The organism is Mesorhizobium xinjiangense (genome assembly GCF_009749525.1).
GTDB lineage: Bacteria > Pseudomonadota > Alphaproteobacteria > Rhizobiales > Rhizobiaceae > Mangrovimarina > Mangrovimarina xinjiangensis.
On sequence record NZ_WOAC01000008.1, the window covers coordinates 1 to 12,063 of the forward strand.

Sequence of the window (12,063 nt, forward strand, 5' to 3'; positions counted from 1 at the left end):
CGCTGGCGCCGCTGCCGCCGCCACCCGTTCCGCCTGCGCCGCCCGTCGAACCACCGGCACCACCGCCGCCACCGCTGCTGCCTCCGGCGCCGCCTGCGCCGCCGCCACTTCCTCCTCCCGCACCGCCTGCGCTACCGGCGGAACCGCCTGACCCGCCACCACTTCCACCGCCCGCGCCCCCGGCGCCGCCTGATGCACCACCGGCGCCTCCGCCTCCCCCGCCGCCGGCACCGCCAGCGCCACCTGAACCACCAGGACCGCCCGCGCTGCCGCCGCCTCCAGAGCCACCTGGGCTTCCAGGGCTTCCAGGACTGCCCGGACTGCCCGGACTGCCCGCACTGCCCGCACTGCCGCTATCGCCCCTGCCACCCGCCCTGCCGGGTTGGCCCGGCGGGCCGGGCGCGCGCGGCTGGCTGCGCGGCGCGAGTATGTTCTGGGGTCCAGGTGCGATCGACGAACTGCCCTGGCAGGCACTTGAACCGCCCTGGAACTGGGGCAGGATGGGCCGCGAATTGGTGAGCAGCGGAAACAGGTTCCGGTAGCGGCGCGTTCCCATGCTCCCGGCGACGTTGCCCGTCTCGAGAAAGCCGCGGCCGGAAAAGGCGACGAACTCGCATCGGCTGCGAACCACACGGCAGCCGCCGGTACGCGGGCAGATGTTGATCTGGCCATGCAGCAGGACGACATTGGTCCGGCCCCGTTCCACCGTGACATCGAATGCCGTGCCTCTGACACCGATGGTGCCTTCGGGCGTCCGGATGGAATAGACCCTCTTGCGGCTGTTGCCGCTGATGAAGCGAAAGGCGCCCCGGGTCGCGGCGAGCGAGATGCTCCGGGCCGACCGGTTTGCCGAGAAGACGAAACTGTCCAGGACGATGCTGGAATTCGGACCGAGCACGAGCTTGGTGTCGTCGAGGAACCGGATCTGCGCCAAGCCTGTCGCGTTGGCCCTCAGGCGATCATTGTGGAAGACGGGAGCGGAACTGACGAGAACCTTGCTGCCGCCCTGGCCAGTCGCCGACACGCGAAGCCGTGCATCGACAGCCACGCCGATCTCCTGCGCCGTTGCCGTCGCGTGCAGGGCCAGCAGCAGGAACGACAGCAACATTATACCCATGCCGTACATGAGCTATTGCCTCGCGTCGCGAATGACTCGCGAATTGACCATTCTAAAATGCGGGTTGTTGCAGGTCGATATGTCGCGGCTACCAATTATGGCTTAGGCCGTGTGGACAGCTATGGATTGGGCGTGGCGCGAGCCGGATTTCGTTCCTGAACAGGAGAAAAGCGCAAGGCGGTGTCGACCACCGTCGAGCATTTTCGACGTATTCAGGGGCGAGATCCGCCGCGTCCCGAAGGGATATGGCGATAATCGCCCATTTCGGCGTCGCGGCCCCTTGAAAGGGGGCGACCCTTCCTGCGGGCCCACTCCTGGAACTGAACGATTTTCGCTCATACCACGCTCCAATCCATAGCTGTCCACACGGCCTAGCGATCAAACACATTCGACCGTCCTCGCCGCGCATGATCGGCCCGCAGACGTGCAAATTCCGGCGAGCGCGCGTGGTCCTCGTCGCCGACCAGCGCGTAGAGCGCCACATCCTGCGATTTGCCCTTGAGAGCCAATTCGCCGATCGGCAGCAGAGCCATGCCGGCCACCGCCGCCGCCGTCTCCTGTGAAAGCAGGATCGGGTAGCCGATGGTCTTGGTCATTGTCTCGATTCGAGCGGCAACGTTCACCGTGTCGCCGATGACCGAATAGTTAAAGTGCGCCGACGATCCCATATTGCCGACACAGGCATCTCCGGTGGCGATGCCGATCCCGATGCGGATATCGTCGAGCGCCAAGCCCTTGCCGCGAAAGCCGAATGCATCGCTGCGGTTCAGCGCCTCGACCGCCTCGACCATCTTCAATGCCGCGCGGCAGGCCTTGCGCGGATGGGCCTCGACGCTGAGCGGCGCGTTCCAGAACGCCATGATGGAATCGCCGATATATTTGTCGATCGCACCTTCATGCGCCTGGATGATATCGGACAGAGGCGAGAAGAGCCGGTTGAGAAACGCAACGAGGTCGGCCGGCGCAAGCGTTTCCGATATTGCGGTGAAATTGCGGATATCCATGAACAGCACGGTTATGTTGCGCACCTCGCCGCCAAGGATGAGCTTTTCCGGCTCGGCCTCGAGCTTGGTCAGCAGTGCCGGCGCCAGATAATGCTGGAACGCCGAGCGGACGAAGCGGCGCTCGCGCTCGGAAGCCGCGAAAGTCAGCGTGATCGCCAGGATATAGACGGCGCCGCCGGTCAGCATGGCGAAGACAGGCTCGATCAGCACGCCGTAGCGCTGGAAGGCGATCCAGCTGATGGCGGCCACGATCGCGGCGCAGATCGCCCCGAATATCGCGGCGACGAGAGCGCTGCAGAAGGGCAGAACGGCCATCATCAACGCCGTGAGCACCACCGTCATGGCGAACTCCGCGCCGTCGGCCCAGTCGGGCCGTTCGAGGAAATTCTGCGTCAGGATCTGCTCGATGATCTGCGCGTGCAGCGACACGCCCGGCACCGTCTCGCCCAGCGAGGTGATGCGCATGTCCGACAAGCCCACGGCCGACGCTCCCACCAGCACGATATGGCCCTCGACAAGCGGTGCAAGGTCCTCCGCCTGGTCGCCGAGGAGCCGGCCGGCGGAAATGTAGTCCGAAGCCCGGTCGCGCTTGAAATAGAGCTGTATCTCGCCCGACGCCGTCGTCGGCGCGACGAAATCGCCGACCTTGACACTGACCATCCCGGCCGTCCCGCCGCTGACCTCGCCGCTCGCAGATGCCGTCTTCAATATGTATGTCGACCCGCCGGCGGCGAGCCTCAGCGTCTCCATCGCCAGGGCCGGATAGATGGCTTCGCCGTCGGTGAGGAAGAGCGGGATCCGCCGCACGACGTCGCTCGTGCGCCCGCCGGCCAGGCTGATGCTGCCGATGCCGGCGGCCGCGTCTTCGAGCGCCGGAAGGTTGACGATGGCGCCGTTCATGCGCAGAAGCGCCGGCACGGGATCGTCGCCGGCAAAGGCGAACCCGGCCGTCTGGCGCGGGCGCTCGTCGCTGACGGCGCCGGTTGCGAAAAAGCCGACCACCGAGGGCTGCCGCGCAAGGCTTTGGGCAAACAGCGCGTCATTGTCCGGCATGCTATTCAGCGTGTCGACCAGGACCTTTTCGTCACCGCCGCGCCCGGCAAGCAGACGCCGGGCGATTTGGGCCGGATTCGTGCGGTCGGGTTCGGAAAAGACCATGTCGAATACGACGACGGCCGCCCCCAACGCGCCGAGCCGGTCGGTGATCTCGGCCAGCATGGTGCGCGGCCAGGGCCACTGGCCATAACGGCGCACCGAATCGTCGTCTATATCGACGATGCGTATCGGCAGCTCGGGCGGCGCCCGCGGCGCGATGCGCTGGTACTGATCGAAGGTCGCATCCCGGACGGTCTGCAGAATGCCCGGATCGGCAATGCGCACCAGCCACGCCGCCAAGAGCACGCTGGCGGCAATGAGAGCCACCTGGAACGGCTTGCGCTGAACAATGCGCTTCATGACACGCCCGACCGTTGATGGGGCATGCAGAAGCCTATTGGATCGCCCGTGCGGTGTCGAGCCGGCCTATTGACCGGCGTCCCGCGCTGCTTCCGCCAGCAGCGTCCAGGCATAGTCGGCGAAGGAGCGCCAGACCTCCACCCGGAAGGCATCCTCGCCGGTGCGCACGAGCACGATCTCTGCCTTGCCGAAAACGGTGCGCGAAACCGCCCCGACCGGGAAGGCCGCTGGCGACAGGTCCTGCGGACAGCCGGCCGCAAGACAGGCCTGCGCGCCCGCGCCTTCGACCAGGATCGCGGCATTGCGATGCGCGATATCGACCGCAGCATGGAGCGCACCGGCCCCGGCGGCTTCGCCTGCCAGATCCGTGCCGTCCGGCGCGACGATCAGCCATTCGTCAGGCCCGAGCCACAGCGCGGTGCGCGCGCCGTCCTTCGAGACGGCCGAGGATTTCGGTGTTTGCGGCAGGGTCACCCCGAGGGCCTTCGACAAGGCGGCGATGGAGGCTTGCGGCGCGCGCAGCGCCAGCCGCGCTGCCGGTTCGGCCGGCGTCAACGTGACATTCCCCGCCTTAAGCGAGCGGCCGGCGAGCTTTGGCCGGCGTTCGGCCGACGTCTGGACGGCTTTTGCGGCCTTAGCCATGCACGCGTTCTCCCTTTTCATCGAAGAACACCGTTGCGGTAACCTCGACCGCGATCGTCCGGTCCGGCATGGGAACGTAGAGCGTCTCACCCATGCGATCGCGCCCGTCGGCGACCAGTGCCAATGCAATCGAGCGGCTGCAATTTTCCGACCAGTAGGACGACGTCACGTGGCCGAGCATGCGCATCGGCACCGGCTCATCGGGATCGGCGACGATCTGCGCACCTTCCTCCAGCACGGTTTGCGGATCCTTCGTCTTCAGTCCGACAAGCTGCTTGCGCCCGGAAGCGACGAGGTCCGGCCGTTTCAGGCCGCGTATGCCGACGAAATCGCTCTTCTTCTTGCCGGTCGCCCAGCCAAGGCCGGCATCGTCCGGCGTCACCGTGCCGTCGGTGTCCTGGCCGACAATGATGAAACCCTTCTCGGCGCGCAGAACATGCATCGTCTCGGTTCCATAGGCACAGGCGCCGTGCTTTTCGCCCTCGGCCCACACGGCCTCCCAGACCGCTTCGCCATAGTCGGCCGGCACGTTGATCTCATAGCCGCGCTCACCGGTGAACGACATGCGGAACAACCGCGCCGGCACGCCGCAGATCGTGCCTTCACGCACCGACATGTGCGGCATCGCCTCGTCGGTCAGATCGATGCCCTCGACGAGCGGGGCGACAATCTCCCGGGCCTTCGGCCCCTGCACGGCGATGACGGCCCATTGCTCGGTGGTCGAGGTGAGCCAGACATCGAGATGCGGAAATTCGGTCTGGAGATAATCTTCCATGTGGTGAAGCACGCGCGGCGCGCCGCCGGTCGTCGTCGTCACATGGAAGCGGTCCTCGGCCAGCCGACCGACCACGCCGTCATCATAGAGGAAGCCGTCCTCGCGAAGCATGACGCCGTAGCGGCAGCGCCCCGGCGCGAGCTTGGCCCAGGGATTGGTGTAGAGGAGTTCCATGAAGCGCACCGCGTCCGGCCCCACCACCTCGATCTTGCCGAGCGTGGAGGCATCGAAGATGCCGGCGGCCGCGCGCACGGTGCGGCATTCGCGGGCGACGGCGGCCCGCATGTCCTCGCCCGGCCGCGGATAGTACCAGGGACGCTTCCACTGGCCGACATCCTCGAACACCGCGCCGTGGTCTTCGTGCCAGCCATGCATGGCGGTCTGGCGCGTCGGCTCGAAGAGCGGTCCGCGCGCGTGGTTGACCATGGCGCCGAAGGTGACGGGCGTGTAGGGCGCGCGGAAGGTCGTGAGCCCAACCTCGGGAATTTCCTTCTTCAATGCGTCCGCGGCGATCGCCAGGCCATGCAGGTTCGAGGTCTTGCCCTGGTCCGTCGCCATGCCGGTGGTGGTGAAGCGCTTGACATGCTCGATGGAGTGCATGCCTTCCTTGACGGCCAGTCTGATGTCCTTGGCCGTCACGTCGTTCTGATAATCGACGAAGGCCTTGACGGTCGTGCCGCTGCCGGCGCCCGGTCCCGCGCCCAGCATGCCGCCCGCCCAGCTTTCGCTCGCCTCGACCCTGGGGCGGGAGACCTTGTCGCCGCCATCGCCGCCGGCCTCGCGTGCCGCCTTTTCGCCGGCCGCGAAGGCCTCGCGCAGCGACGTGGCCAGATCGTCGGTTCCATTGCCGGCGCCGACGCAGATGCAGTCTTGTGCGTAGGTTCCGGGCAGGAACCGCTGGCCCACGGCATCGAAGGCGACCTTGCCGCGCGACTGCGAGAACAGATGCAGCGACGGCGTCCAGCCCGACGACATCAAGAGTGCGTCGACAGGGACCACGCGCCCGCCGCCGCCCGCCTTGGGCACCACCGTCATGGAGGCGATACGCCGGCGCCCGCCGGTCGTCGCGACGCCGCGCCCATGCAGAACCTCGATGCCGAGCGCGCGGGCTTCCTCGACGACCCCGCCGCGCGGATTGTCGCGCCAGTCGACGATGGCCGCGATGCCCACTCCGGCGCGTTTCAGATCGATGGCTGCCGCATAGGCCGAATCATTGGCCGTGTAGACGCCGACATGCCGCCCGACGGCGACGCCGTAATGGTTGAGATAGGTGCGCGCAGCCGACGCCAGCATGACGCCCGGCCGGTCATTGCCGTCAAAGACCATGTGGCGCTCGATCGCGCCGGTGGCGAGCACCACCTTCTTCGCCCGCACCTGCCACAGCCTTTCGCGCGGCAGGTCTCCCGGCTCGGCAAGGTGGTCGCTGACCCGCTCGGCCAGAGCGACAAAATTCTGCGCGTAATAGCCGAAGGCGGTCGTCCTGGTGAGCAGCCGCACATTGTCCATTCTCGCAAGCCGGGCGACCGCCTCCTGCGTCCAGTCCCAGCCCGCCTGGCCGTCGATCACGGCACCACGTTCGAAGCGCATCGCGCCGCCGGGCTGCGCCTGTTCGTCGGCGAGGATGACGCGCACCCCGCTTTGTGCCGCCGCAAGGGCGGCGGCGATGCCGGCAGCCCCGCCGCCGACGACAAGCACCTCGCAATGGGCGTAGCGCGCAGAATAGCGGTCCGGATCAGGTTTGTCCGGCGCCACGCCGAGGCCGGCGGCAGCGCGGATCCTCGGCTCATAAAGCGAAGTCCAGGCCGACTTCGGCCACATGAAGGTCTTGTAGTAGAAGCCGGCCGGAAAGAGCGGCGACGCCAGGTCGTTGACCGCGCCGACGTCGAATCCGAGCGAGGGCCAGCGGTTCTGCGACACCGCGGCGAGCCCGTTATAGAGTTCCTGCACGGTTGCGCGCACATTGGGCGTCTTTCGTGCCGCGTCGCGATGAAGCCCGACCAGCGCGTTGGGCTCCTCCGCCCCGGCTGAAACGATGCCGCGGGGACGATGATATTTGAACGAGCGCCCGACGAGATGGACGCCGTTGGCGAGCAGCGCCGAGGCCAGCGTATCGCCAGCGCTGCCACCGTAGGACTTACCGTCGAACGTGAATCCGACGGGCTGCGCTTCGTCAAGGCGACCGACACCGGAGATGCGATATGCCTCGGCCATCAGGCGTCTCCCGGCAAAGACTGCACCCATGGAGGACCAATCCTCATCGCGTCTTCACTCCTTTTGGCGCCGGCTTCTTCGTCGCCGCGCGTGCAGCCCTTGCCTGAACCCCAGCCGGCTTGGCGGGCGCAGGGGTGCTTTTCGCCGCTTCCGTCTGCGGCCGTCTCCTCTCGGCGCGCGAGGCGAGCCGTTTTGCGTCCGGCTTCGGCTCATCGATCCTGTAGGTGGCGAGGAACCGATCGTTCACCGTGTCGCGGGCGGCATTGAAGAAACGCGCGCAGCCATGGATGTGGCGCCAGCGCTCGTAGGCAATGCCCTTGGGGTTGGAGCGGATGAAGAAATAGCGCTCGAATGCCTCGTCCGAAATCTCGGCAATGTCGTCCGGCCGCGCGACATGCGCCTCGCCGGCATGGCGGAATTCCAATTCCGGGCGTTCTTCCTCGCAATAGGGGCAGTGGATCAGGAACATCACAGAACCTCAGTGCGCCACGGCGGCCGCCGCCGCCTCGTCGATCAGCCGGCCGGTGCGAAACCGCTGCAGCGTGAAAGGGGCGTTGATCGGGTGCGGCTCGTCACGGGCAATCGTATGAGCGAAGACGTGGCCGGAGCCCGGCGTTGCCTTGAAGCCGCCCGTGCCCCAGCCGCAATTGACATAAAGGCCTTTCACCGGCGTACGCGCGAGGATCGGCGAGCGGTCCGGTGTCACGTCGACGACGCCGGCCCAGGAGCGCAGCATCTTCATGCGTGTGAATATGGGGAACATCTCGCAAACCGCATCAAGCGTGTGCTGGAGGATATGCAACCCGCCGGTCTGCGCATAGGAGGTGTACTGGTCGGTTCCAGCACCGATAACGAGTTCGCCCTTGTCGGATTGCGAGACATAGGCGTGGACCGTATTGGACATGACCACGCAGGGAAAGACCGGTTTGACCGGCTCGGAAACCAGCGCCTGCAGCGGATAGGATTCCAGTGGCACCTCGACACCCGCCATCTGCATGATGACCGAGGAATGGCCTGCCGCCACGACGCCGATTTTTTTTGCTCCGATCGTCCCGCGCGTTGTCTCCACGCCCGTCACCGCCCCGTCCGGGCCGCGATTGATGCCGGTGACCTCGCAATTCTGGATGATGTGGACACCGCGATCAGAGGCGCCACGCGCATAGCCCCAGGCGACGGCGTCATGGCGGGCCGTGCCGGCGCGGCGCTGCAGGGCGGCACCCACGACAGGGTAGCGCGCCTGGCCGGAAATGTTGAGCGGCGGACAATAATCCTTGGCCTCGCCGGGTGTCAGCCACCGGTTGTCGACGCCGTTCAGCCGATTGGCGTGAACATGGCGCTTCAAGATCTGCACGTCGTGCACATTGTGCGCCATCATCATGACGCCGCGCGGCGAGTACATGACGTTATAGTTGAGATCCTGGGAGAGCCCGTCCCACAGATCGAGCGCGTGATTATAGATGGCGGCCGATTCGTCGTAGAGATAGTTGGAGCGGATGATGGTGGTGTTGCGGCCGGTATTGCCGCCGCCGAGCCATCCCTTTTCCAGGACGGCCACATTGGTGATGCCGTGCTCCTTGGCCAGGTAGTAGGCCGTGGCAAGTCCGTGGCCGCCGGCGCCGATGATGACCACGTCATACTCGGCCCGCGGCTCGGGCGAGGACCATTGCTCCTGCCAACCCGTATGGCCGCGCAACGCTTCGCGGGCAATGGCGAACACGGAATATTTGCGCATTGTATCCTGCCTCGCATGGACATGCTTCGTTGCCGCCGCGTCGGAACGGCTTTCGTATCACTAGCGAATGCACGCCCTCGGCCTTGCACTGATTGCGACGGCAGATGGCGCTAGCGCGCGTTCGCTTTAAACGGAGACGTTTGATATGCGCGCCAGATCAATATGTTGGAACATGTGCCTTTCGCTCAAACCGATTCCGTTCGAGCGGGACATGTTCTGAGGGTCGAGCCCGACGCCGCACCGGTGACATATGCAGCTTTCGGGTGGCGGCAGCTCCGCACGCCTGTCATTTCCTCTCCATCCTGTGGGCCCGCAGGCAACCGCAACGAAACAGGATGGAAAGAAATGTACACGCTCAACCACAAGGTCGCCGTCGTCACCGGTGCCAGTTCCGGCATCGGACGGGCCGCAGCGAAGCTCTTTGCCGCCCATGGCGCAAAGGTGATCGCGACGGCACGCAGGCAAAAAGAACTCGAGACGCTGGTCGACGAGATTGCGAGCGAGGGAGGCGAGGCCGCGTTCCTGCCCGGCGAGGCGGGCAGTGAACGCCATGCCGAGGCCCTCGTTTCCTTCGCACTGGAAAAATTCGGCCGTCTCGACATCGCCTTCAACAATGCCGGCATCGTCGGCCCCATGGGCGACATTGCGGAGATTGCGCTCGACGGCTGGAACGAGACGTTGGCGACCAATCTGACCGGCGCCTTCCTGGGAGCAAAGCACCAGATCCCTGCGATGCTCGCGGGTGGCGGCGGTTCGCTGATCTTCACCTCGACCTTCGTCGGCCACACGGTCGGCATGCCGGGCATGGCCGTCTATGCCTCCTCGAAGGCCGGCCTGATCGGCCTCACCCAGGCGCTGGCCGCCCAGTACGGACCGCGGGGGCTGCGCGTCAATGCGCTGCTGCCTGGGGGCACCGATACGCCGATCGCCACCTTCAAGACGCCGGAGGAACGCGCCTTCGTGGAAGGCTTGCACGCGCTGAAGCGGGTCGCTACGCCCGAGGAAATCGCCGCTGCGGCGCTCTATCTGGCGTCCGATGCGGCCAGTTTCGTGACCGGTACGGCAATGCTTGCCGACGGCGGGATATCGATAAACCGCACATAGCCTCACGCATACGGGCATCCACAATACAGATGGCCGCGCTGTTGTGCGGCCATGGCCGACTCGTCTAACAGAACAGGCGGCTCGGCCACCCATGGCCGGTTCGCGCAAGGGTTCGGAGCGGCGGAAAGAATGAAGGTAGGCATCGATATGGGCACGGCGTCCGGCGCGCCGGCCCAGCTTGACCTGGAGGAACTGCTTGCGACCCGCCTGCTCGTGCAGGGCAATTCGGGGTCCGGCAAGTCGCATCTCCTGCGCCGCCTGCTCGAGCAGAGCGCGCCCTGGGTGCAGCAATGCATCATCGACCCGGAAGGCGATTTCGTCACACTGGCCGACAAGTTCGGCCATCTGGTGGTCGACGCCGTGCGCAGCGAGCACGAGCTGACCCGCATCGCCGGGCGTGTGCGCCAGCATCGCGTGTCCGTCGTCGTCAATCTGGAAGGGCTGGAAGCCGAGCAACAGATGCGCGCCGCGGCCGCCTTTCTCGGCGGCATGTTCGATGCCGAGCGCGACCATTGGTACCCCGTGCTCGTGGTGGTCGACGAGGCACAGCTTTTCGCGCCGACCGCCGCCGGCGACGTTGGCGACGAGGCGCGCAAGGTCTCGCTTGGCGCCATGACCAATCTGATGTGCCGCGGACGAAAGCGCGGCCTGGCCGGCGTCATCGCCACGCAGCGGCTCGCCAAGCTGGCCAAGAACGTCGCGGCGGAAGCGTCCAACTTCCTCATGGGGCGGACCTTTCTCGACATCGACATGGCGCGCGCGGCCGACCTTCTGGGCATGGACAAGCGCCAGGCGGAGATGTTCCGCGACTTGAACAGGGGGCATTTCGTGGCGCTCGGTCCGGCGCTGTCGCGACGGCCGTTGGCCGTCGAGATCGGCAGCGTCGAAACTGAGGCGCGCTCCACCAGCCCCAAGCTCACGCCGTTGCCCGACGCGCCGCTGGACGCCGCGGAACTCATCTTCGCTCCGGTCACCGAAGAGGAACGCCGCCAACCGGTGCGCCGCACTCCGCCGCCACCAACGCCAACCGCCGACATCCTGGAACAGCTGGCGCGCACGCGGCCCGAGGCGGAGCGTTCGCAGGAATCGCTTTTCGCCGAGGTTGACGAAGTCGAGCGCGAAGCGGGGATCGGTGCCGTCATGGCCGAGATCCTCGACGAGCCCGACGTCTCGTTCCGCTCCGACGCCGTGCTCTACCAGGATTTCCTGGTGCGCTGCCGCATCCGCCGCGTGCCGGGTGAGGCGCTTTCGCTGCCGGCCTTTCGCCGCCGCCTTGCCGTGGCGCGCGCCGGCGTCGAAGGCGAGGCGGCGGCGGATGAACGATGGCAGACCGCGCTCGGACTTTCCGAGAGCCTGCCAGACGATGTCCAGGGCGTGTTCCTGCTTGTCGCGCGCGCCGCGCTCGAACACGCTCCCTGCCCATCGGACGCATCGCTGGCTCAGGCCTATGGCACCCATTCGGCACGTCGGGCCCGGCGCCTGCTTGCCTATTTCGAAGAACGCGGCCTGATCGTGCTCAGGACCGACCTGCGCGGGCTGCGCATCGCGGCCTTTCCCGACCTCGATTGCGAGACCGCAGCGGGTAACCCGGACGCCACTGCAGCGCCCGAACTGTCACGGCCGGCAAATTCGCCCTCGGCGCCCACTTCCGTAGTGGACAACGGCTCTTGACTCTGCTAATAGCCGCCGCAACTCGCTGCGGATTCCGCTGCGTAAGGGTATTCCCTATAGATCAAGCAGAAACCGACAACCCGGAAAGACAGGAACGAACGTGCAGGTACTCGTCCGCGACAACAATGTTGACCAGGCCCTCCGCGCGCTGAAGAAAAAGATGCAGCGCGAAGGCATTTTCCGCGAAATGAAGATGCGCGGACATTACGAGAAGCCTTCCGAGAAACGTGCGCGCGTGAAGGCCGAAGCCGTTCGCCGCGCGCGCAAGCTGGCGCGCAAGCGCGCCCAGCGCGAGGGGCTGCTGTCCGGGCCTCGGCCTGCTCCGGCGCGTTGATCGCGCCCATATTTCGTC

9 protein-coding genes are annotated in these 12,063 nt (G+C 66.3%); 3 read left to right on the plus strand and 6 right to left on the minus strand.

Features of this window, described 5'->3' with window-relative positions:
- The 6 genes from GM909_RS10230 to GM909_RS10255 all read right to left on the minus strand — a co-directional run.
- On the minus strand, positions 1-1,108 hold a 1,108-nt coding region (locus tag GM909_RS10230; protein WP_198174201.1), incomplete at its 3' end, for a FecR family protein.
- A gap of 380 nt (positions 1,109-1,488) precedes the next feature.
- Entirely contained in the window at positions 1,489-3,576 is a 2,088-nt protein-coding gene (locus GM909_RS10235) for a CHASE2 domain-containing protein (RefSeq protein ID WP_157016294.1), read from the minus strand.
- Positions 3,577-3,642: 66 nt separating this feature from the next.
- A complete protein-coding gene (locus tag GM909_RS10240) occupies positions 3,643-4,218 on the minus strand; it encodes a sarcosine oxidase subunit gamma (protein WP_157016295.1) in 576 nt (191 codons plus the stop codon).
- A complete protein-coding gene (locus tag GM909_RS10245) occupies positions 4,211-7,204 on the minus strand; it encodes a sarcosine oxidase subunit alpha (protein ID WP_157016296.1) in 2,994 nt (997 codons plus the stop codon). The genes GM909_RS10240 and GM909_RS10245 overlap by 8 nt, the downstream gene beginning before the upstream one ends.
- A 43-nt stretch (positions 7,205-7,247) precedes the next feature.
- Positions 7,248-7,673: a sarcosine oxidase subunit delta gene (locus tag GM909_RS10250; protein WP_157016297.1), complete on the minus strand. Its 426-nt coding sequence runs from the start codon at positions 7,671-7,673 to the stop codon at positions 7,248-7,250.
- Between the two features lie 9 nt (positions 7,674-7,682).
- A complete protein-coding gene (locus GM909_RS10255; RefSeq protein WP_157016298.1) occupies positions 7,683-8,936 on the minus strand; it encodes a sarcosine oxidase subunit beta in 1,254 nt (417 codons plus the stop codon).
- Between the two features lie 345 nt (positions 8,937-9,281).
- On the opposite strand from GM909_RS10255, the gene GM909_RS10260 reads away from it, so the two are divergent.
- From GM909_RS10260 to rpsU, 3 genes are all read left to right on the plus strand, one after another.
- The gene (locus tag GM909_RS10260) at positions 9,282-10,040 is read left to right on the plus strand and encodes an SDR family oxidoreductase (protein WP_157016299.1); all 759 of its coding nucleotides are present in this window, start codon (positions 9,282-9,284) and stop codon (positions 10,038-10,040) included.
- Positions 10,041-10,169: 129 nt separating this feature from the next.
- Positions 10,170-11,711: an ATP-binding protein gene (locus GM909_RS10265; protein WP_157016300.1), complete on the plus strand. Its 1,542-nt coding sequence runs from the start codon at positions 10,170-10,172 to the stop codon at positions 11,709-11,711.
- Positions 11,712-11,811: 100 nt separating this feature from the next.
- Entirely contained in the window at positions 11,812-12,045 is a 234-nt protein-coding gene (rpsU, locus tag GM909_RS10270; RefSeq protein ID WP_157016301.1) for a 30S ribosomal protein S21, read from the plus strand.
- The last annotated feature ends 18 nt before the right edge of the window (positions 12,046-12,063 follow it).